Raw genomic sequence first — 21,108 nt, forward strand, 5'->3', positions numbered from 1 at the left:
ACCTGCGATTTTTACAGTGAAGAAAAATCGAAGGATTGATACTGATCTGCGCCAATGCCCGCAAAGCTCAACATCGCCGGCAATTGCCTTGCGAACCCCTGGTAACCGTGGTCGCCGCCGGCCTGGATGCGCAAGGCACAGGCCCGGTAGTACTGCTGGGCGAGGCGATAATCCAGGGTTTCATCCCCGGTCTGCAACCACACCTGATACCGCGCGGCGTCCTGGGGCGCCGGTACTTCCAGCTCGGCCAGCGCCGTGACGTGATCGTGGGTCAGTTCCCAGGTTTCATCGGTGTAGAGGTTCTTCTGGGTGCCCAGGTAACCATCGAACATCCGATGGGGGCTGACCGCCGGGTTCACCAACAGCGCCTTGAGGCCATGGCGTTCGGCAAGATGGGTTGCATAGTAGCCGCCGAGTGAGCTGCCGACCAGCAGTGGCCGCCCCAGTTCAGCGATCGCCGCTTCCAACTGTGCAATTGCCTGACGGGGATGGTGATGCAGGGCCGGCACGCGTAATTGGTCGGCCAGGCCGATGGCGCCCATCACGGTGATCAACTGGCTGGCCTTGTTGGACACAGGCGCACTGTTGAAACCGTGGATATACAGGATCGAGGCAGACATGCCAGGCTCTCCGTGACTCAGCCAAAGAGGCGCAGTTTACAGGGATCGGGGTGGTGTGTGAGTCCCTCTATCCCCAATACACTGAAGATCCAATGTGGGAGCGGGCTTGCTCGCGAAGGCAGTGTGTCAGCCAATACCGCCGGTGACTGGAACACTGCATTCGCAAGCAAGCCCGCTCCCACATGTTGATCAGCGTTTACAGCTATTAATAGCCGTTGCTGCCGTAATCCACGGTAAATGCAAAATTTTGAAGCCGCTCCACCCCAGTTTCCAACCGTCCGTCGGCATGCAAGCGCAGCCAGCGGTAACCCGGCGCTTGCTCGCTGACCTTGAAATCTTCACTGCCCGGCGCGAACTGGATGCAGGTGGAGGGCGATGCCAGCAGCCGCACGCCGTTGCGCTCGCGGTCGATTTCCTGGTGCACATGGCCCCAGAGCACCGCCCGTACCTGCGGGAAACGGTCGAGCACGGCAAACAACGCATCGGGATTGCGCAAACCGATGGGCTCCATCCAGGCACAACCGATGGGCACCGGATGATGGTGGAAGCACACCAGATGATGACGATTCGGCGCTTCGCTCAGGGCCTGGGCGAGCCGCTGCAGTTGCTGGTCTTGCAGGTAACCCGGCACCGAACCGGGGACAGCGGAGTCCAGCAGAGTGACGCGCCAGTGACCGATATCGACCACCGGCTCCAAGAGATCGCTGTGCACGGCGGCGTGGGCCATGATCTGCGGCTCGTCGTGATTGCCGGGAATCCAACGCGCCGGGGCGTCGATCTGCCGGGTCATGTCTCGAAATTGCTGGTACGACTCCAGTGTGCCGTCCTGGGACAGGTCCCCCGTCGCCAACACCAAATCAATACGCCGCTGCTGCGCGCGCACCAATTCGATGACGCCTTGCAGGCTGTCGCGGGTGTTCATGCCCAACAGCGTACCGTCGGCCTCGGCAAACAAGTGGCTGTCGGACAATTGCACCAGCAATGCAGGCGCATCGGGGCTCACAGTGGATACGCTCGGCAAGGCGCTCTCCCAAGGCAATCACAGGAATGGACGTGTGGCGTGATTATGCTGGGGCAGGACACAAGAGGAAACCTTAGGAAGCAGATGCAGTTCACATCTACCGCACAACTTCGAACTCGTGGCCCAGGGCCAGGCAGTGGCTCAACCATTCACCGAGGAACACATTGAGCTGTGCTTTCTCATCGGGCTGGTGCATGAACACGTTGGGGTAAGGATAGATGCTGCGAAAGCGCCGCGCATGTTCGGCGCTGATCACTTCGGCCATGCGCGCGTCGTGGTACACCTGCACTTCCAGTTGCGGCACCGGCAACCATGGCAGGCTGTGCTCCTGGCGCACGCGCAGGGTGGTGGTGTACGGGCAATTGACGATGACTTCCAGTGCCAGCACGCCAAGCATTTGATCGCCATGGGTCACGCCGATGCGCCGCGCCTCGGGGGCATGGCGCATGTCGGGCAGCAGGCGCATCAGCCGCGCATAGTTGGCCTCGCAGGCCGCTTGCAACCCGATCAGGTCGACTCGATAACGTTCCCGTGCCTTTACTGCCATAACCCCCTCACTTCCGCGCGATTAAGCGCAAGCCATTGCAGGGCGATAATGCTGGCTGCATTGGAAATTTTGCCGTCGCGCACCGCTTGCAGGGCATCTTCGAAGGCCCATACGGTGACGCGGATATCTTCAGCTTCTTCTTCCAATCCATGGACGCCCCCCGCGCCCGAGCTGTCGCAACGGCCCAGGTACAAGTGGACAAATTCGGTACTGCCGCCGGGCGACGGGAAATACTGGGTGATCGGCCACAGCGCCGAGAATGTCAGCCCAGCTTCCTCCTCGGCTTCGCGGTGTGCAACCTCCTCCGGCGCTTCATCCTTGTCGATCAGGCCGGCGACCATTTCCACCAGCCACGGGTTGTCGGTCCGACCCATGGCGCCTACGCGGAACTGCTCGATCAGTACCACCGTATCGCGCTTCGGATCGTAGGGCAGCACGCACACGGCATCGTGACGAACGAAGACTTCGCGATTGATCACCCGGCTCATGCCGCCATCGAACTTCTCGTGGCGCAGTTGCACGCGATCAAGCTTGTAGAAGCCCTGGTAGGCATTGTCGCGCTGAACAATTTCGATAGTGCTCGGCGTCGATTTTGCGATGTCCGTCATATCCCTTCCTCGTTGAGCCTGCGCAATTGGCGCCATCCTAACGCGCTCATGCCTCTGGATGCAGCCCCTTTCCAGTTGCCGGGATAGACGGCGGGCGTCAAACTCACTCTAATCAGCTTAGTGGCGAACTGACTGCCCTGCCGGTAGTCGAAGCTCCACAAATTTCGCTCTTATCGCTAGACGAAGGACATCCATGTCGCTTTTAAAAATCGCCTCCGTGGCCTGCATCGCATTGACCCTCGGTGCCTGCCAAAGCCTGTTCCAGCCGAGTTACAAAACCCCGCTGGACGCCACCCGCGACGCCACCGAGCAGAGCAAGCCAGGCTGCGCCAGCGCCGACTGCCCACTGGTGAATATCGACACCGTGCACTTTGCCAAGGAGCCGAAGCTGGATGCACTGATCGAACAGCGCCTGCTGGAAATGACCCGCACCAGCCCGAACGACCCGCTGCCGACCAGTCTTGAGACCTACCGCGAGCAATTCCTGAAAACGGCCGCCCCACGCAACAGCATGTACCTGCAGGCCAAGGTACGTGAACAGCATGACGGCTTGGTGATCATCGAGTTATCCAGCTACCTGGACCAAGGTGCCACCCACGGCGAACCGGGCCGTGCATTCATCAACTATTCGCGCCAGCAGCAAAAGGCCCTGACCCTGACCGACATGCTGTTGCCCGGCAAGGAAGAGGCGTTCTGGAAAGCCGCCCAGGTGGCTCACAACAGCTGGCTGATCAGCACCCGCCTGAGCCTGGAGCCGGAGTATGTGAAAACCTACCCCTTCCAGAAAACCCCGAACGTGGCGCTGACTTATGGCGGCGTGATCCTCAAGTACCCCACCACCACCATCGCACCGTATGCCCTGGGCCACGTCGAGTTGCAGATTCCGTACTCGCGCCTGGAGGGCATCCTCAAGCCTGAGCTGGTGCCCGCGCGCCGCTGAAGACCCGGCCCAGGATGAGTTGCAACAGCCCTGCCAGCACCAGCGCCGGCAGGGTTGCACCGATGTCCGGATACAGATGGGCCAGCAAGTGGTAAGTGGCGATACCGCCCAGCCAGGCCAGTAGCGCCGGCCAGCGCAAGCTGGCTACTGCACCCCCGCTACGACGGCGCAGGATGAAATGATCCACCAGCACCACCCCAAACAGCGGCGCGAATACCGAGCCGATCAACAACAGGAAGTTCTGGTACTGCGCCAACGGTGCAAAGCAGGCGATAAGCGTGCAGACCACGCCGATGGCCAACGCCAGGTGCTCGACCTTCAAACGCAGCAACATCCCGCTGGATACCGCCGCCGAGTGAATATCGGCGAAGGCGTTTTCCGATTCGTCCAACAGAATCAATAGAAGCGGAATCCCCAGGCCGGCCCCAGCCAACGCCAGCAACAGCGCGTTGACTTCACCGCTCGGTGCAAACGCCAGGGTGTAGGCCACGCCCAGGCTCATCAGCCAGAAATTACCGATAAAGAACCCCAGCGCCGTGCCACCGAACACGCTGTGGGCGCGCTTGCCGAAACGCGAGTAATCGGCGATCAGCGGCAGCCACGACAGCGGCATGGCGATGGCGATATCAAAACCCACCGCGAACGGCATCGAAGCGTCACCCGCCTTGGCCCAGAGTGTGGCGAGGTCGGCTTTGGCGAACAGGTTCCAGGTGAGCCACAGGCAGGCGGCGAGCAACAACCAGATGCCCCATTTGCGCAAGATCTGGCGCACGAAGGTCAGCGGACCACTGACCGCCAGCAGCGTCGCCAGACCGCCGAAGAATAGGGTCCACAGCAATGGGCTGGCCAATAGGCTGCCTTCACTGAACGCCCGCGTGCCCAACAGGCTGGCCGCGTCGCGCATCACGATGATTTCGAACGAGCCCCAGCCGATCAGCTGCAGCAAATTGAGCAACGCCGGCAGGCTCGCGCCCTTCGCCCCAAGGCTCAGCTTGAGCGCGGCCATGGCGGACAGGCCGGTGTCGCTGCCGATTACGCCGACAGCGGCCAGCAGCAGGACACCCACCAGGGTGCCGAGGAAAATCGCCAGCAACGAACCGGACAGGCCCAAGCCTGGCGCGAGCAATGCGCCGGTTTGCAGGACCATCAAGCCGATGCCGAGGGAGAACCAGAGGGAGAACAGGTCGCGGGCGCCGAAGACGCGTTTGTCAGCGGACACTGCAATGTCCGGGGAATAAGTGCTGGGTTGAATGCTCAAGGGTGTTATCTCTGAGGGACACTGTGTTGTTTTGGAGATCGCTATCGCGGGCAAGCCCGGCTCCCACAAGGGACCGGCTGTGGACACAAAAGCTGTGTACAACGCGATCAACTGTGGGAGCCGGGCTTGCCCGCGATGACGGCGGTGCAGGCACCGCCGCCTCGGATCAGACCTTTTTGTACAGCTGACTCCCTTCCTGCTTGAACCGCTGCGCCTGCTCGGCCAAGCCTTTGGCCACATCCACGTCCACCGCCTCAATGCGCTGGTTGGCCGCGTATTCACGCACTTCCTGGGTGATCTTCATCGAGCAGAACTTCGGCCCGCACATCGAGCAGAAATGCGCGACCTTGGCCGAGTCCTTCGGCAGGGTTTCGTCGTGATACGAGCGCGCGGTGTCCGGGTCCAGGCCGAGGTTGAACTGGTCTTCCCAGCGGAACTCGAAACGCGCCTTGCTCAAGGCGTTATCGCGGATCTGTGCACCCGGATGGCCTTTGGCGAGGTCCGCCGCGTGGGCGGCGATCTTGTAGGTGATGATCCCGGTCTTCACATCATCCTTGTTCGGCAAGCCCAAGTGTTCCTTGGGCGTGACGTAGCAAAGCATGGCGCAACCGAACCAGCCGATCATCGCCGCGCCGATACCGGAGGTGATGTGGTCATAGCCCGGCGCAATGTCGGTGGTCAGCGGGCCGAGGGTGTAGAACGGCGCTTCGTCGCAGCACTCCAGCTGCTTGTCCATGTTCTCCTTGATCAACTGCATCGGCACGTGGCCGGGGCCTTCGATCATGGTTTGCACGTCGTGCTTCCAGGCGGTCTTGGTCAGCTCGCCCAGGGTTTCCAGCTCGCCGAACTGCGCGGCGTCGTTGGCGTCGGCAATCGAACCGGGACGCAGGCCATCGCCAAGGGAGAAACTGACGTCGTAGGCCTTCATGATTTCGCAGATTTCGTCGAAATGCGTGTAGGTGAAGTTCTCTTTGTGGTGCGCCAGGCACCACTTGGCCATGATCGAACCGCCACGAGAAACGATGCCGGTCACACGCTTGGCGGTCAGCGGCACGTAGCGCAGCAGCACGCCGGCATGGATGGTGAAGTAGTCGACGCCCTGCTCGGCCTGTTCGATCAGGGTGTCACGGAACAGCTCCCAGGTCAGGTCTTCGGCGGCGCCGCCGACTTTTTCCAGGGCCTGGTAGATCGGCACGGTGCCGATCGGCACTGGCGAGTTGCGGATGATCCACTCGCGGGTTTCATGGATGTGCTTGCCGGTGGACAAGTCCATCACCGTGTCCGAACCCCAGCGAATGCCCCACGTAAGTTTCGCCACTTCTTCTTCGATGGACGACCCCAGGGCGCTGTTGCCGATGTTGCCGTTGATCTTCACCAGGAAGTTACGGCCGATGATCATCGGTTCCAGTTCGGTGTGGTTGATGTTGGCCGGGATGATCGCGCGGCCGCGAGCGATTTCTTCGCGCACGAATTCGGGGGTGATGATTTTCGGCACGCTGGCACCGAAGCTATGGCCGGCATGCTGCTGGTCGAGCAAGCCGGTGGCGCGGGCTTCTTCCAGCTTCATATTTTCGCGGATGGCGACGTATTCCATCTCGGCGGTGATGATGCCTTTGCGTGCGTAGTGCATCTGCGTGACGTTGGCGCCGGCCTTGGCGCGACGCGGGTTCTTCACGTGGGCGAAGCGCAGCGCGGTCAGTTCGGCATCGCTCAGACGCTGTTGACCGAAGTGCGAACTGAGGCCCGGCAGGCGTTCGGTGTCGTTGCGTACTTCGATCCACGGCGAGCGCACATCGGCCAGGCCTTTGCGCACGTCGATGATCACATTCGGGTCAGTGTAGGGGCCGGAGGTGTCGTACACGGTAACCGGCGCGTTGATTTCACCGCCGAAATCGGTGGGGGTCACGTCCAGGCTGATTTCGCGCATTGGCACGCGGATGTCCGGGCGAGTGCCCTGCACGTAGATTTTTTGCGAGCGGGTAAACGGCTGCACGGAGCCGGAGTCGACCTTGGCCGATTCACTCAGGTGCACGGTGTTTTTCAGTTTTGTACTTTTTATTTCTGTGCTCATCACGGGCTCTCCAACTATCCAGGCGGTGGATTTTTGTCGGAGCGAACCTGGGACGGATGAACGCACTGAAACCAGTGCTGTGCTCTGTGCACGAGGGCTGCTCAATAAATGAACAGCATCCCGGACGAAGCACAAGAGGACTCGCCGGGTGACGAGAAATCTTGTTCCCTACGCAGGCGCTAACCTGATCAGGTTCAACGGGATCCGGTATTTACCGATCTCAGCCTTCCAACAAGGCACCCCGACAAGAACGCGGCCAGTCTAGACCATGCCGCGGGCAAATTGCCAATAGCGGTGCATTCAGCGTGATGAATGGCGTGATTGCGGGATTGTTGCGCCGAGTCAGCACCACTACACTCGGTTGCCGCCACAATGCTTGACGCCAGGAATGGCCCGCCTTAGCCTTGGGCGCTAAATTATCACCGTAATATTTAAACTAGGGATCGCCTCATGCTGCGCAAACTTTCACTGGCTCTCGCCGTGTCTTGTGCGACCAACGGAATGGTCTGGGCAGCTGAAGCGCCCTTGTCCGCCAACACCGACTTGGTCAGCGTCTACCAGGAAGCCGTGGACAACAACGCCGACCTGGCCGCTGCCCGTGCCCAATACGGCGCGCAAAAAGAAGTGGTGCCCCAGGCCCGCGCCGGGCTGCTACCGAACCTGACCGGTGGTGCCGATATCAATAACGTGCGCACCCAGATCGACACGCCCGCCGCCACCGCCAACCGCGACGCGCACTCCTGGCGCGCCACCTTGAGCCAGCCCCTGTTCCGCGCCGACCGCTGGTTCCAACTGCAGGCGGCCGAGGCCACCAACGAGCAGGCTGCGCTGCAACTGTCGGCCACCGAACAGAACCTGATCCTGCAAAGCGCCGAAAACTATTTCGCCGTGCTGCGTGCCCAGGACAACCTGGCCTCGACCAAGGCCGAAGAAAATGCGTTCAAACGCCAGCTGGACCAGTCCAACGAACGCTTTGACGTCGGCCTGTCGGACAAGACCGATGTCCTTCAATCCCAGGCCAGCTACGACACCGCCCGCGCCAACCGCATCCTGGCCCAACGCCAGGTGGAAGACGCGTTCGAAGCATTGATCACCTTGACCAACCGTCAGTACAACTCGATCCAGGGCATTGTCCACACGCTGCCAGTGTTGCCGCCGCTGCCGAACGACGCCAAGGCCTGGGTCGAAACCGCCGGCCGCCAGAACCTGAACCTGCTCGCCAGCAACTACGCCGTCACCGCCGCCGAAGAAACCCTCAAGCAGCGCAAGGCCGGGCATGCACCGACCCTGGACGCCGTGGCGCAATACGAAAAAGGTGACAACGACGCCCTGGGCTTCAGCAACCCGAATGCTTTCGGCACGCCGTACCGTGGCGATGTGGAACAACGCACCATCGGCCTGCGCCTGAGCATCCCGATCTACAGCGGCGGGCTGACCAGCTCGCAAGTGCGTGAATCCTACTCGCGCCTGGGCCAGACCGAGCAGCAGCGCGAAGGCCTGCGCCGCCAGGTGGTGGAAAACACCCGCAACCTGCACCGTGCGGTGAACACCGATGTGGAGCAGGTGCAGGCGCGCCGCCAGTCGATCATCTCCAACCAGAGCGCAGTAGAAGCCACGGAAATCGGCTACCAGGTGGGTACGCGCAACATCGTCGATGTGCTGGACTCACAGCGCCAGCTCTACGCGTCGGTGCGCAACTACAACAACAGCCGCTACGACTACATCCTCGACAACCTGCGCCTGAAACAAGCCGCGGGCACCTTGAACCCAGGCGACTTGCAGGACCTGGCGCGCTACCTCAAGGCTGACTACAACCCGGACCGCGACTTCCTGCCGCCGGACCTGGCCAAGGCCGCCGCCGAACAACTCAAGGCCCGTCCCGGCTATTAAACACAGCGTATAACCAATGTGGGAGCGGGCTTGCTCGCGAATGCGGTGTGTCAGCCAGTGCATCTGGTACTGATACACCGCATTCGCGAGCAAGCCCGCTCCCACAGTTGATTGGTGGTGTCAGCGGGTAAGCAGTTTGTCCAAACCGTCCAGCAGGCGCTTGAGCGCGCCCTGGTTGGCCTGCATCACCTTGAGGCCAGCCTGCGCCATCTTGCGGGCATCCTGCGGCAATTCGAACAACTGGCGCACGGCCTCGGCCAATCCTTCGGCGTCATCCACCTCGCGCAGCGCTCCCGCTTCGCGCATCATCGCCGTGATTTCGAGGAAGTTGAACACGTGCGGCCCCATGATCACCGGCAATGCCAAGGCCGCCGGTTCCAGTGGGTTATGCCCGCCCGTCGCCACCAGGCTGCCGCCGACAAAAGCGCTGTCGGCGAGGGCATACAGAAACAGCAATTCACCCATGGTGTCGCCGAGCAGTACCGCGGTTTGCGCGGTGACCGCGTCGCCGCTGGAACGGCGCACCGTGGCAAAGCCTTGTTGCTGACACCGTTCGAACATCGGCCCGAAGCGCTCCTGGTGACGCGGCACCAGAATCAGCAGCGCATTGGGATAGCTGTCGAGCAGTTGTCGATGCGCCGCCAGCACCACGTCATCTTCACCTTCATGGGTGCTCGCGGCGATCCACACCGGGCGCTCGCTGGCGCCCCATTGCGCGCGTAACGCAGCGGCCCGCGCCGGCAGTTCGGGGTCGATGGTCAGGTCGAACTTGATCGAGCCGGTGACTTCGACGGTTTCCGGGCGAGCCCCGAGGCTCAGGAAGCGCTGGGCTTCGGTCTGCGTCTGCACAGCGAAGAGGCTCATCTGCGACAGCATCGGCGCCGTCAGTTTGGCAAAGCGTGCGTAGCCCTTGGCCGAGCGCGCCGACAACCGTGCATTCGCCAACGCCACTGGAATCCCTCGCTGGGCGCAGGCGTGGATATGGTTGGGCCACAGCTCGGTTTCCATGATCACTGCCAGTTTCGGCTGCACGCGATCGAGGAAACGTTTGGCGGCGCACGGCAAGTCATACGGCAAGTAGCAATGCTGGATGCGCGGCTCGTTGGCGAACAACGCCTGGATGCGCTCGGACCCGGTGGGCGTCATACACGTGACGGTGATCGGCAGCGTCGGATAACGCGCCAGCAACCCGCGCACCATGGGCGCGGCGGCAATGCTCTCGCCCACCGACACGGCATGCACCCAGATCCCGCCCGGCTGCATCACCGGCAAGCCATAGGAGAAGCGCTCGCCGACGCGCTTGGCATAGGCCGGCGCCTTGCGCGCGCGCAGCCACAGACGTAAAGCCACCAAGGGCAGCGCCAGGTAAAACAGACAGCTGTAGAGAGTTCTATTCATGGCGGCGGAGTTTATCGGCTTTTTCAGTCGATCGCCTGCAAGCACTCGGCAAATCGTTTGGCCAGGAAGCGCGCGGCAGGCCCCAGATGCTCGTCGCGCCGCCAGACCAGCTCCACCACCAAGGCCGGCGGCGTCCATTCGCTGTCCAGCTCAACCATTTGTTGCTGATAGGTCGGGTACTGCACGATATGCCGGGGCAGCCAGGCCCAGCCCAGGCCGCTCATCAGCCATTCGGCCAACACGTAGAAACTGTCGGCGCGCCACACCAACGGGCTGGCGGCTTCGCTGCCGGGGTAGACGCTGGTCTGGGTCGACATCAACAACTGACGGAACTGCGCCAGACGCTGGCACGTCACGTACGGTTCCTTGGCCAGCGGATGATTCACGCCGCATACCGTGACCATCTCCACACTGCCGACAACCCGTCGCTCCAGGGCTTCGGGGATTTGATCGTGATAGAACAGCAGACCCAGGTCAGCCTTGCGCTCCACCAGCTTACGGGCCACATCGCCCTGCGCGGCGCTGGACAGCTGCACTTCCAGCAACGGGTACTTGCCCGCCAGCGCCTCCAGGCTATCGAGTACCGGCTGAAACAGCATGGCTTCATCCTGGGCCAGGCGCAGGCAAGCCTCCTCGCCGCGGGTCAGTGACAGTGCCCGGCCATTGAGCCGTTCACACTGGCGCAACACTTCGCGTGCCTCCTCCAGCAATACGCTGCCGGCTTCCGTCAGCCGCGGTTGGCGGCCGCTGCTACGCTCGAACAGGCTGACGCCAAGGTCCGCCTCCAGCATCGCAATCCCATTGCTCACCGCCGACTGCGCCTTGCGCTGCTGACGCGCCACGGCCGAAAACGAACGGTGTTCGGCGACGCTGACAAACAGGCGCATTTGCTCTAGATCCCACTGCACACTCATGGCTCGACCCATCTCTTATTCGGATAGGTAATGACTTTACCCCATCTGACTGAACGCTAGAATGCCAGCCTTATCTGATTGCTTTACCCGAGGATTGACCCATGAACGTCGCTTACTACTACTTGGCCATTGCCATCTGCTCGGAAGTGATCGCCACCGTTTCCATGAAGGCCATCAAGGGCTGGAGCACGCCGATCCCCCTGCTGCTGGTGATCGTCGGCTACGGTGTGGCGTTCTGGATGCTGACGCTGGTGGTGCGCACAGTGCCGGTGGGTGTCGCCTACGCCGTGTGGGCCGGGATGGGCATTGTGATGGTGAGCATCGCGGCGCTGTTCATCTACGGGCAGAAGCTGGATATCCCGGCGATGCTGGGGATGGGCCTGATTGTGCTGGGCGTGGTGGTGATCCAGTTGTTCTCGAAAACCGCCGGGCACTGACCACCCTTCAACACGCTGTATACTGCGCCTCTTGTCTTGAACACTGAGGTTGCCCATGCCATCCGTTATGTCCACCGACGTTCTGATTGTCGGCGCCGGGGTTGCAGGCCTCTGGCTGAATGCGCGCCTGCGCCGCCAGGGGTTTTCCACGGTGTTGGTGGAAAGCGCCACCCTGGGTGGCGGGCAAAGCGTGAAGTCCCAGGGGATCATTCACGGCGGTGCGAAATACGCCCTGCACGGTGCGCTCACCGGCGCCTCCGAAGCCATTGCCGACATGCCGCGCCGCTGGCGTGAAGCGCTGGCGGGTAACGGTGAGCTGGATCTGACCGGCGTGCGCCTGTTGTCCGACGCTCATTACCTGTGGTCCCCCGGCACGCTCGCCGGCAACCTCACCAGCTTTTTCGCCAGCAAGGCCGTGCGCGGCCGTGTCGATCAGGTCAAGGGGGACGACCTGCCGCCTGCCCTGCAAGACCGTCGTTTCAAGGGCAAAGTCTATCGCCTGGCAGAGTTGGTCGTTGACGTGCCGAGCCTGATCGAACGCCTGGCCCAGCTGGCCGGTGATGGTTTGCTCGCCGGACAACATATCGAACCCTTGCGTGAAGGCAACACACTGGTGGGTTTGAACGTGGACGGCCGCGAGATCCGCGCCCAACGTATCGTGTTGAGTGCCGGCGCCGGCACGGCGGACCTGCTGACCGCGCTGGGTCTGAACCAGCCAGCGATGCAAAAGCGCCCGTTGCACATGATCATCGCCAAAGGCCCCGGCCTGAAACCGTTGTATGCCCACTGCCTGGGGGGCGGCACCAAGCCGCGCATCACCGTCACCACTCACCCGGCAGCCGATGGCAACTGGGTGTGGTACATGGGCGGCGACATTGCCGAAGCCGATGGCGTAGCGCGCACACCGGAAGAACAGATCGCCACCGCGCAGAAAGAGCTGGCGCAATTGCTGCCGTGGATCGACATGAGCCAGACCCAGTGGGCCACTCTGCGGGTCGACCGTGCCGAGCCGCTGCAATCAGGCCTGACCCGTCCCGACAACGCTTTCATCGCCGAGGAAGGCCGCCTGCTGGTGGGCTGGCCGACCAAACTGGCACTGGCGCCGGACTTCGCCGATCGGGTGATCAACCGCCTGGAACGTGACGGGATCCGCCCGACTGCCAGCGAACCTCTGCCCGCCCTGCCAAAACCCGCCATCGGCGTACCTGCCTGGGAGCAATTGTTGCCATGAGCCTGCCCACCCTTCACGACCTGCATCGCCCCCTGGGCAGCACCGGCCTGATGGTCTCGCCACTGGGCCTGGGCACCGTCAAGCTGGGCCGCGACCAAGGGGTGAAATACCCCAGCGGTTTTCAGATTCCTGGTGACGACGAAGCCCGCATGCTGTTGCGACAGGCCCGCGAACTGGGCATCAACCTGATTGACACGGCGCCGGCCTATGGCATGAGCGAGGAACGTCTGGGCCCGCTGCTGCGTGGCCAGCGAAAGGACTGGGTGATCGTCAGCAAGGTCGGTGAAGAGTTCGAGAATGGCCTGTCCAGCCACGACTTCAGCGCGGCCCACACCCGCCTGTCGATCGAGCGCAGTTTGAAACGACTTGAAACCGATTTTATCGACATGGTGCTGGTGCACTCCGACGGCAACGACCTGCACATCCTCAACGACTGCGAGGTCTACCAGACCCTGGCCGAGTTGAAAAAGGAAGGCAAGATCCGTGGTTTCGGCTTCTCCGGCAAAACCGTAGAAGGCGGCGTGAAGGCTCTGGAACAGGGCGATTGCGCCATGATCACCTACAATTTGAACGAACAGACCGAGAAAGCCGTCATTGATTATGCGGCGGCCCATGGCAAGGGCATCCTGGTGAAAAAGGCATTAGCCAGCGGCCACGTGTGCCTGGAGCCTGGAATGGATCCAATTTGGGCGAGTTTCATGCTGTTGTTTGCGCAAACGGGCGTCGCCAGTGCTATTGTCGGGACCATTAATCCGCTGCACCTGGCCCATAACGTGGCGACCGCTGCCCAAGTCATTCGTCAACTCTGATGCCGCCCACGCGGCCGACCCCGTCGCAAGAAGGAGCCGACATGCCGCGAACGCTCATAAGAAAAAACCCCAGCAACTTCAAGACACTGCCGCTGCACGTCGAAGCCACCCCCGAAGGCCTGAGTTACCAGAGCGTCGGCATGCCGCTCAATTTTGCCCAGACCCTGCAACGCCGCAAACCGGTGGAGGTGGCCGACCCGGAACGCTTCGCCCTGGAGCTGGCCAACCTCGGCGTATCCGTACGCCTGACCCTGCATTGGCAGAACCGCGATTATTGGGTGCTGGTACGCCAGCGCCGCCAGGACCGTGGCGATGTGGTCCTCAAGCTGATTTCCGGCTATGTGCCCGCCCACGAACTGAACCTGCCGCTGCACACTGCGATCCAGGAAATTGCCGAAGAGTGCCTGCTGGAAACCCCGGAAGGCTGGCTTGGCGGACGCTTCAACGACACCTGGCTACCGGCGCCCTATTCCGCCGCGCTGCATTATCGTGAAGCCTTGCCCTTTCGCCTCAGCCCGCTGTCCGGTGCCGCCCGCCCGGTACGTTGCGCCACCACTCAATTGATCGAGCGCCCCCGCGCCTACGTGCACCTGCCCACCGCCTCCCTGCAATTGATCTACGACCTGCGCCTGGAAGTGCCCAAGGAAGCCAAGTCCCTGAGCCTGTTCCATGTGGACGAGCGCCTGGAAGGCGATCAACTGGTGGCACGCCTGGACCGTCAGCGCCCCGACCTGTACCTGATGCCGCTGAAAGATGGCCAGCCTCTGGCCGAGTTGTACACCGTCAAGAAAGACCAGCTGTACCCGGCAAGTACTCGCGGCTTGTACCTGGCGGAGAGCTTCGCCCAACAGGAAGGCTGGCTGGTGCGTGAGGAGCGGATTCGCTGGAAGGATTGGCTACGCCAACAGGGTTTGGCTATGCCTGAGAAAGAGTCGAAATTGAAGCGCCTGGCACAGCGGATGTTGCGCAAGATCGTGCCGAAGAAAAAAGCCAAGGCTTGAATGTGGGAGCTGGCTTGCCTGCTCCCACACTTGATTGCGTTCAGCCTTCGAGCAAGCGCTGCAGCCCAACCTTCAACGGCGTGGGCTCCGGCAGCGTGAAGCTCGCCAGCAAGCGCTGGTTATTCGCCCGCGAATGCCGAATATCCCCGGAACGCGCCGGCCCGTAAGTCACCGTTGGCAGCTTGCCGACGATTTCTTCCAAGGCCTGCAACACCTGCTTGAGGGTGGTGGTGCGGTTCCAGCCCACATTGATGGCGCCCAACGGTGCCGACGGCGCTTCAATGGCCTGCACCAGCACATCCACCAGGTCTTCCACGTACATGAAGTCACGGGTTTGCTCGCCATCGCCAAACACGGCAATCGGCACGCCCTGCTGCGCGCGCTCGCTGAAGATACTGATCACGCCGGAATACGGCGATGAGGGTCCTGGCGGGGGCCGAAGATATTAAAGAAGCGAAAAATCACCGGCTCCAGGCCATGCTGGCGACGGTAGAAGTCGAAGTAGTGCTCGCCAGCCAGCTTGTCGGACGCATAGGGCGTCAACGGCGCCTTGGTGGTTTCTTCGTCAATCGAAGCGCCTTCGCCATTGTTGCCATAGACCGCGGCGCTGGAGGCATATACCACACGTTTTACGCCGGCCTTGCGCATAGCTTCGCAGACATTCAAGGTGCCGACGAAGTTGCTCTGGTGCGTGCTGACCGGATCATCCACCGACGCTTGCACCGAGGCCACTGCCGCCAGGTGCACCACCGCCGTTGTGTCGACGGCGGCGCGGGCCACCAGCTCGGCATCGGCTACATCACCTTCCAGCAATTCAACGCGCGGATTGTCCAGCGGCAGGTTGCTGCGCTTGCCGGTGGACAGGTTATCCAGCACCCGTACGCCGTAGCCTTTGGCAAGCAGCGCATCGACCAGGTGCGAGCCGATAAAACCGGCGCCACCGGTGATAAGAACGCGTTTACTCATTGTTGCGGATTTTCTCGACAATGGCCGTGGTCGAGCTGTTTTCGACCAGGCCCAGCACTTTGACCTTGCCGCCGTAGGCACTGACGATATCGGCCCCGACAACCTGATCGACGGAGTAATCGCCACCCTTGACCAGCACGTCGGGCTTGACCTGGGCCAGCAGGTTTTCCGGGGTCGCTTCAGGGAAGCTGATCACCCAGTCCACCGCGCCCAGCCCCGCGAGCACTGCCATGCGACGGTCGACACTGTTGATCGGACGGCCAGGGCCTTTGAGGCGGCTGACCGACGCGTCGTCGTTGACCGCAACGATCAGGCGATCACCTTGGGCGCGCGCCTGCTCCAGGTACGTCACGTGACCGGCGTGCAGGATGTCGAAGCAGCCATTGGTGAACACAATGCTTTCGTTGTGGGCACGGGCGTCGTCAATGGCCAGCAGCAGTTGTTCGATGGTCAGTACACCGCGCTCCGAACCTTCGGAGCGCTGGATCGCACGCCGCAATTCAGGCGCGCTGATGGCAGCGGTACCCAATTTGCCCACCACAATGCCTGCCGCCAAGTTGGCCAGGGCCACAGCGTGGGGCAGTTCTTCGCCCGCCGCAATCGAGGCGGCCAGGGTGGAAATCACGGTGTCGCCGGCGCCAGTCACGTCGAACACTTCGCGGGCACGTGCCGGCAAGTGCATCGCCGGGTGGCCCGGACGCAGCAAGGTCATGCCGTGCTCACCCCGGGTCACCAGCAAGGCGCCCAAGTCGAGATCGGCCATCAGCGCCGCGCCCTTGGTCACCAAATCGTGCTCATCGGTGCAACCGCCGACGATGGCTTCGAACTCACTGAGATTAGGCGTGATCAGGCTGGCTCCGCGATAAATCGAGAAGTCCTTGCCCTTGGGATCGGCCAATACCGGAATGCCCTTGGCCTTGGCGGCCTGGATCAGTTCCTGGTGATTCTTCAAGGCGCCTTTGCCGTAGTCGGACAACACCAGCACCTTGATGCCTTCGAGCAACTGATCGACCTGGCCACGCAGGGCAAGGGCGTCAGTGGTGAAAGGTTCTTCGAAATCGATACGCAGCAATTGCTGGTGCCGGCTCATGACCCGCAGCTTGACGATGGTGGGCTGGTGGGCGATGCGCTGGAACAGCGCGCGCACGCCAGCACCGCGCAGGCTGTTGGCCAGGCTGTCGGCGGCTTCGTCGTCGCCGGTCACGCCGACCAGGGAGGCCGGGGCGCCGAGGGCGGCAATGTTAAGGGCAACGTTGGCAGCGCCACCTGGACGGTCTTCGATTTGCTCGACCTTGACTACCGGTACCGGTGCCTCAGGGGAAATCCGTGAGGTACCGCCATGCCAGTAACGGTCGAGCATGACATCGCCGACCACCAAGACAGGGGCTTGATCGAATCGCGGCATGGACAACTTCATGGAGCAACCCACATACAAAATGAACAGGGGCGCGATATTAGCACAGGGTTACAGGAGGATTGCGGGAGGGTTTTGCAATGCAGGAGCCGGCAAGCCGGCTCCTGCACAGAAGGTCAGGTGATGTCGGCGGAAACCGGCGCATCCAGTCCCATGGCGTGCAGGCGGGCATAGTAGCCGTTCTGTGCCAACAGTTCGCCGTGGGTGCCACGCTCGACAATCCGGCCATCGTCCATCACCAGGATCAGGTCAGCTTTCTCGATGGTGGACAAACGATGCGCGATCACCAGGGTGGTGCGACCTTGCATGACCTTGTCCAGCGCCGCCTGAATGTGGCGCTCGGACTCGGTGTCGAGGGCCGAGGTGGCCTCGTCGAGAATCAGCAACGGTGCGTTCTTCAGCAGGGCACGGGCAATAGCCAGGCGCTGGCGTTGACCGCCGGACAGCAGCACACCGTTTTCGCCGACCTGGGTATCGAAGCCCTTGGGCAACTGGTCGATGAAGTCCTTGGCATTGGCATCCGCAGCCGCCGCCTCAACCTCCGCACGTGGTGCGCCGGCCAGGTCGCCGTAGGCGATGTTGTTGGTCACGGTGTCGCTGAACAGCGTCACGTGCTGGGTCACCTGGGCGATGTGCTTGCGCAGGTTGAGCAGCTTGTAGTTCTCGATCTCGATGCCGTCCAGCAGGATCTCGCCGCTTTCATGATGATAGAAACGCGGGATCAGGCTGGCCAGGGTCGATTTACCGCTGCCCGAACGCCCTACCAGGGCAATCATCTGCCCTGGCTCGGCGGTGAAGCTGATGTCCTTGAGCACATGGCGCTCGGTGCCTGGGTAGGTGAAATTGAGGTTGCGTACGTCAAGACGACCGCTGACTTTGTCACGCTCGATCGTGCCGCGATCAACTTCGACCTCTTCGTCCAGCTGTTCAAAAATGCTTTCGGCGCCGGCCACACCCTTCTGGATCGTCGAGCTGACTTCCGAGAGCTGACGAATCGGCTTGGGCAACAGGCCTGCCAAGGTGATGTAGGCCACCATGTCACCTGCCGAGGCATCGCCGCGAAGATAAAGGACCAGGAACATCAGCACCGCCATCGCGGTGTAGATCACCAATTGCAGCGCCGGCGTGTAGATCGCGCCGGTACGGGTCATGCGCAGTTGCTTGTTGGTGTTGCTCTGGCTGGCCTTGAGGAAGCGTTTTTCCTCGTAGACTTCGCCACCAAAGCTGCGCACCACGCGATAGCCCTGGATGGTTTCCGACGCGACGTGCGTCACGTCGCCCATGGCCACCTGGATCTTCTTGCTCTGCTTGCGGAATTTCTTGCTGGCCGTGCTCACCATCACTGCAATCAACGGCAGGATAGCGATCATCACCAGCGTCAGGCGCCAGTTCATGAACAGCAGCGAGGCGAACAGAAAGATCACCGTCATGCCTTCACGGATCACCACTTTGATAGCGTCAGTGGCCGCGCCCGTGACCATGGTCACGTTGAAGGTGATGCGGGAAATCAGGTGCCCGGAGTTGTGGTTGTCGAAATAGCGGTTCGGCAGTGTCAGCAGATTGTTGAACAACTGCACCCGCAGGTCGTGCACCAGGCCCAGGGAAACCTTGGCCAGCAGGTAGTTACCGAGGAACGAACCAAGGCCCTGCCAGGCGGCGATCAGGATGATCAGCAGCGGCACCGCCTGCAGCAACTGCAGGTCCCGCAGGAATGGCACGCTGGGGAACAGTACGGCTTCAGGATTGGACAGACCGTCGACGAAGTACTTGAGGATGTACCCCAGCATGGGCTGGGTCGACGCGAAAATCAGAAATCCGAGGATACTCAATGCGAACAGACCCGCATAGGGTCTGACATAGCTGAGCAGACGGAAGTATATTTTCAAGCTCGAAGGGCTTGCGCTCGGACTGGAGTCGGTCATATCACGCGGCGTTTTGAAAAAGGAGGCTGACTTTAGCACAGCTTCTCTGTTGTACTTGCACCCTGCATGACCCACAGCCTGGTCGGTCCCGACCAGCGACATTATATAGCCACTACTTTAAGATGGTCGGCTTTCTCTAAATGGAATGGCTTTTCTGTATGCACTCCAAGCGCCTGATCTATGGCTCAAATCGCGTTTTCGACTTCCTGGTCCTATGGATTTTGCCCATTGGCTTGTTGTTGTTACTGAGTTCGCTGTTCTTCGTGTCCAACCGCAACGTGCTGCATCGAATCGTCTACATCCTGTTCAGCGTACCGACCCTGTTCATGTTGTGCATGCGCCCTCGGGAGTTAAAGGAATTACTGCGTGAGCCCCTGGCGCTCGCATTCCTGGCCTTCTCTGCCTGGGCCCTGGCCAGCCTGATGTGGAGCCCCGAGCCCACCACCGACACCGACCTGTTCAAGCGCCCGCTCAATACCTTCATGCTGTTTGGCGGCTGCGGTCTGTTACTGCATTACCGCAACGAACTGTTCAAACCGATCTTCTTCAGTGCTGCTGTGATTGCACTCGTGGTGAGCTTGTGCAACCTGGTGGCCTTCGTCAAAGGCTTCGAACCGGGCATGCGCATGATCGGTGGGCGTGGCGCCCTCGACAACCCGCTGCTCAGCTCTCATCTATTCGGTTTCTTCTGCGTCTACTGGCTATATGTCTGCATGACCACCCAGCGCTTGAACGTCCTGTGGTTCAGCGCCCCGGCTCTGGCGGTCATGCTCGCGGCGGTTCTGGCCACGGGCTCACGCACACCGTTGGTCGCCCTGACACTGACCATCCTGTGGATGACCTTCGTCAGCCGCAACCGCCGCTCAGCCTTGCTGATAGCCGGCATGATTCTGGGCGGCGTCGGGCTTCTGCTGCTCTACCCCGAACAGATCACCACTCGCGGCAGCTCGTTCCGCTTCGAATTGTGGGGCATGTCCCTGCAGCGCATTGCTGAACATCCTTGGATCGGCCACAGCTATGACTCCGAGTTGTACCTGACCCTGTCCGACGGCTACGAGCTGCGCGAGCCGCACAGCTTTGCCCTGGGCGTGCTGTATTACGTCGGGATCATCGGGTTTATCCCATGGATCTTCATGCTCGGCTGGGGCCTGTATAAAGGCCTCAAAGAACGTGCGCAACCACTGTTTATCCTGGCATCGTCGCTGCTTGCCTATGGCATCGGCGCCGGATTGACCGAAGGCGGTGGCATCCTGTCACGCCCCAAGGAGCACTGGTTCCTGCTGTGGATTCCACTGGCCATCATCACCGGCCTGAGCATGGCCCAGCGCCGTCGCAGCCTGCTGCGCATACCGGTGCAAAACCTGCAGCCTGAAGGCTTCAATCAACTGTGCGCCGATGCCCACGTGATCGAAGCCGACGGCCTGGGCCCGAAGGTCCTGCGCCTGGCCGACGGTCGCTTCCTCAAAGTGTTCCGCCCACGCCGGTGGTATACCTCTGGCAGCTTCAACCCCTATTCCGAACGGTTTGCCAGCAACGCCGAGCAATTGCGCACCCTGGGTATCCCCACACCGCAGATTCTGGGCCTCTACCGTCTGCCCGATGCAAGCAGTGCTGTCAGCTATTCGCCACTGCCCGGCCTGACCCTGCGCCAGGCCCTGCAAAGCCTGGACAACAGCCTGCGCGAATCGCTGATCGAACGCTTCGGCCAGTTCATGGCCCAACTGCATGAGCGCGGCGTGTACTTCCGCTCACTGCACCTGGGCAACGTTCTGCTGATGGACGACGGCGAGTTCGGCCTGATCGATATCGCCGACCTGCGCATCTACCCATCGCCGCTGCGCAACGCCTTGCGCCAGCGCAACCTGCGTCATATGCAGCGCTACCCGCAGGACCGCGCCTGGTTATTTGAGACACACTTCGAACAGCTGGCCAAAGGTTATGCGTCGGTTGCCAGTCAAGGCGCCACGGCGAAAATCCGCGAACACGTACTGGCGCTGAGCCGCCCCGCCGCCTGATAAAAAAAGGCGACTATCACTGCTGATAGTCGCCTTTTTCACCGCG

Annotated in this window: 17 protein-coding genes, 1 pseudogene and 1 riboswitch; of the genes and pseudogenes, 7 read left to right on the plus strand and 11 right to left on the minus strand. The window is 61.6% G+C overall.

What is annotated here, in order from left to right; all coding sequences use genetic code 11:
• Positions 1-11: 11 nt before the first annotated feature.
• The 4 genes from AB4O08_RS10165 to AB4O08_RS10180 all read right to left on the minus strand — a co-directional run bounded on the left by AB4O08_RS10165 (position 12) and on the right by AB4O08_RS10180 (position 2,796).
• Positions 12-620: a YqiA/YcfP family alpha/beta fold hydrolase gene (locus AB4O08_RS10165; RefSeq protein WP_010213640.1), complete on the minus strand. Its 609-nt coding sequence runs from the start codon at positions 618-620 to the stop codon at positions 12-14.
• A gap of 205 nt (positions 621-825) precedes the next feature.
• Entirely contained in the window at positions 826-1,641 is an 816-nt protein-coding gene (cpdA, locus tag AB4O08_RS10170) for a 3',5'-cyclic-AMP phosphodiesterase (RefSeq protein WP_069672804.1), read from the minus strand.
• Positions 1,642-1,738: 97 nt separating this feature from the next.
• The gene (locus AB4O08_RS10175; RefSeq protein WP_003171323.1) at positions 1,739-2,188 is read right to left on the minus strand and encodes a DUF1249 domain-containing protein; all 450 of its coding nucleotides are present in this window, start codon (positions 2,186-2,188) and stop codon (positions 1,739-1,741) included.
• Positions 2,179-2,796 carry an NUDIX domain-containing protein gene (locus tag AB4O08_RS10180; protein WP_010213645.1) on the minus strand — a complete coding sequence of 206 codons (618 nt, stop codon included), beginning with the start codon at positions 2,794-2,796 and terminating at the stop codon, positions 2,179-2,181. The genes AB4O08_RS10175 and AB4O08_RS10180 overlap by 10 nt, the downstream gene beginning before the upstream one ends.
• 193 nt (positions 2,797-2,989) lie before the next feature.
• On the opposite strand from AB4O08_RS10180, the gene AB4O08_RS10185 reads away from it, so the two are divergent.
• On the plus strand, positions 2,990-3,736 hold the full coding sequence (locus tag AB4O08_RS10185; RefSeq protein WP_042571384.1) for an RsiV family protein: 747 nt from the start codon (positions 2,990-2,992) through the stop codon (positions 3,734-3,736).
• On the opposite strand, the gene cytX is transcribed toward AB4O08_RS10185, so the two are convergent.
• Together cytX and thiC are read right to left on the minus strand one after the other, a co-directional pair.
• Entirely contained in the window at positions 3,705-4,994 is a 1,290-nt protein-coding gene (gene cytX / locus AB4O08_RS10190; RefSeq protein ID WP_137205734.1) for a putative hydroxymethylpyrimidine transporter CytX, read from the minus strand. The genes AB4O08_RS10185 and cytX overlap by 32 nt on opposite strands.
• 166 nt (positions 4,995-5,160) lie before the next feature.
• Positions 5,161-7,065 carry a phosphomethylpyrimidine synthase ThiC gene (gene thiC / locus AB4O08_RS10195; protein ID WP_010213648.1) on the minus strand — a complete coding sequence of 635 codons (1,905 nt, stop codon included), beginning with the start codon at positions 7,063-7,065 and terminating at the stop codon, positions 5,161-5,163.
• 148 nt (positions 7,066-7,213) lie between these two features.
• Positions 7,214-7,319: riboswitch (TPP riboswitch) on the minus strand.
• Positions 7,320-7,515: 196 nt separating this feature from the next.
• Here thiC and AB4O08_RS10200 point away from each other — a divergent pair.
• Positions 7,516-8,955 (plus strand): TolC family outer membrane protein, encoded by a 1,440-nt coding sequence (locus tag AB4O08_RS10200; protein WP_010213649.1) that lies wholly within the window; start codon positions 7,516-7,518, stop codon positions 8,953-8,955.
• Between the two features lie 120 nt (positions 8,956-9,075).
• Here AB4O08_RS10200 and waaA read toward each other — a convergent pair whose 3' ends face one another.
• Positions 9,076-10,353 carry a lipid IV(A) 3-deoxy-D-manno-octulosonic acid transferase gene (waaA, locus tag AB4O08_RS10205; protein ID WP_010213652.1) on the minus strand — a complete coding sequence of 426 codons (1,278 nt, stop codon included), beginning with the start codon at positions 10,351-10,353 and terminating at the stop codon, positions 9,076-9,078.
• A gap of 23 nt (positions 10,354-10,376) precedes the next feature.
• Positions 10,377-11,267 carry a LysR family transcriptional regulator gene (locus AB4O08_RS10210; RefSeq protein WP_010213654.1) on the minus strand — a complete coding sequence of 297 codons (891 nt, stop codon included), beginning with the start codon at positions 11,265-11,267 and terminating at the stop codon, positions 10,377-10,379.
• Positions 11,268-11,368: 101 nt separating this feature from the next.
• On the opposite strand from AB4O08_RS10210, the gene AB4O08_RS10215 reads away from it, so the two are divergent.
• The 4 genes from AB4O08_RS10215 to AB4O08_RS10230 are packed head-to-tail and all read left to right on the plus strand — an operon-like array spanning position 11,369 to position 14,745.
• The gene (locus AB4O08_RS10215) at positions 11,369-11,704 is read left to right on the plus strand and encodes a DMT family transporter (RefSeq protein WP_010213655.1); all 336 of its coding nucleotides are present in this window, start codon (positions 11,369-11,371) and stop codon (positions 11,702-11,704) included.
• Positions 11,705-11,759: 55 nt separating this feature from the next.
• Entirely contained in the window at positions 11,760-12,935 is a 1,176-nt protein-coding gene (locus tag AB4O08_RS10220) for an NAD(P)/FAD-dependent oxidoreductase (protein WP_010213658.1), read from the plus strand.
• Positions 12,932-13,744: an aldo/keto reductase gene (locus AB4O08_RS10225; RefSeq protein ID WP_010213660.1), complete on the plus strand. Its 813-nt coding sequence runs from the start codon at positions 12,932-12,934 to the stop codon at positions 13,742-13,744. The genes AB4O08_RS10220 and AB4O08_RS10225 overlap by 4 nt, the downstream gene beginning before the upstream one ends.
• 41 nt (positions 13,745-13,785) lie before the next feature.
• Complete coding sequence (locus AB4O08_RS10230; RefSeq protein ID WP_021493253.1) at positions 13,786-14,745, plus strand: hypothetical protein; 960 nt, start codon at positions 13,786-13,788, stop codon at positions 14,743-14,745.
• A 40-nt stretch (positions 14,746-14,785) separates the two neighbouring features.
• Here AB4O08_RS10230 and AB4O08_RS10235 read toward each other — a convergent pair.
• The 3 genes and pseudogenes from AB4O08_RS10235 to msbA form a co-directional block, all read right to left on the minus strand.
• Positions 14,786-15,711 (minus strand): annotated as a pseudogene (locus tag AB4O08_RS10235) (NAD-dependent epimerase/dehydratase family protein).
• Complete coding sequence (gene hldE, locus AB4O08_RS10240; protein ID WP_010213665.1) at positions 15,704-17,128, minus strand: bifunctional D-glycero-beta-D-manno-heptose-7-phosphate kinase/D-glycero-beta-D-manno-heptose 1-phosphate adenylyltransferase HldE; 1,425 nt, start codon at positions 17,126-17,128, stop codon at positions 15,704-15,706. Before hldE ends, AB4O08_RS10235 begins: the two are co-directional and overlap by 8 nt.
• 113 nt (positions 17,129-17,241) lie before the next feature.
• Positions 17,242-19,047 (minus strand): lipid A export permease/ATP-binding protein MsbA, encoded by a 1,806-nt coding sequence (msbA, locus tag AB4O08_RS10245; protein WP_010213666.1) that lies wholly within the window; start codon positions 19,045-19,047, stop codon positions 17,242-17,244.
• 158 nt (positions 19,048-19,205) lie between these two features.
• Between msbA and AB4O08_RS10250 the strand changes: the two genes are divergently transcribed.
• On the plus strand, positions 19,206-21,062 hold the full coding sequence (locus AB4O08_RS10250; protein WP_010213667.1) for an O-antigen ligase family protein: 1,857 nt from the start codon (positions 19,206-19,208) through the stop codon (positions 21,060-21,062).
• Positions 21,063-21,108: the final 46 nt, after the last annotated feature.

It is taken from the genome of Pseudomonas sp. H3_E07, from assembly GCF_054668895.1.

Coding starts and splice junctions, on each gene's coding strand:
- AB4O08_RS10185 (WP_042571384.1), top strand. CDS start 2,990: ATGTCGCTTTTAAAAATCGCCTCCGTGGCCTGCATCGCATTGACCCTC.
- AB4O08_RS10180 (WP_010213645.1), bottom strand. CDS start 2,796: ATGACGGACATCGCAAAATCGACGCCGAGCACTATCGAAATTGTTCAG.
- thiC (WP_010213648.1), bottom strand. CDS start 7,065: ATGAGCACAGAAATAAAAAGTACAAAACTGAAAAACACCGTGCACCTG.
- waaA (WP_010213652.1), bottom strand. CDS start 10,353: ATGAATAGAACTCTCTACAGCTGTCTGTTTTACCTGGCGCTGCCCTTG.
- AB4O08_RS10230 (WP_021493253.1), top strand. CDS start 13,786: ATGCCGCGAACGCTCATAAGAAAAAACCCCAGCAACTTCAAGACACTG.
- AB4O08_RS10225 (WP_010213660.1), top strand. CDS start 12,932: ATGAGCCTGCCCACCCTTCACGACCTGCATCGCCCCCTGGGCAGCACC.
- AB4O08_RS10165 (WP_010213640.1), bottom strand. CDS start 620: ATGTCTGCCTCGATCCTGTATATCCACGGTTTCAACAGTGCGCCTGTG.
- AB4O08_RS10200 (WP_010213649.1), top strand. CDS start 7,516: ATGCTGCGCAAACTTTCACTGGCTCTCGCCGTGTCTTGTGCGACCAAC.
- AB4O08_RS10210 (WP_010213654.1), bottom strand. CDS start 11,267: ATGAGTGTGCAGTGGGATCTAGAGCAAATGCGCCTGTTTGTCAGCGTC.
- hldE (WP_010213665.1), bottom strand. CDS start 17,128: ATGAAGTTGTCCATGCCGCGATTCGATCAAGCCCCTGTCTTGGTGGTC.
- AB4O08_RS10215 (WP_010213655.1), top strand. CDS start 11,369: ATGAACGTCGCTTACTACTACTTGGCCATTGCCATCTGCTCGGAAGTG.
- AB4O08_RS10250 (WP_010213667.1), top strand. CDS start 19,206: ATGCACTCCAAGCGCCTGATCTATGGCTCAAATCGCGTTTTCGACTTC.
- msbA (WP_010213666.1), bottom strand. CDS start 19,047: ATGACCGACTCCAGTCCGAGCGCAAGCCCTTCGAGCTTGAAAATATAC.
- AB4O08_RS10220 (WP_010213658.1), top strand. CDS start 11,760: ATGCCATCCGTTATGTCCACCGACGTTCTGATTGTCGGCGCCGGGGTT.
- AB4O08_RS10175 (WP_003171323.1), bottom strand. CDS start 2,188: ATGGCAGTAAAGGCACGGGAACGTTATCGAGTCGACCTGATCGGGTTG.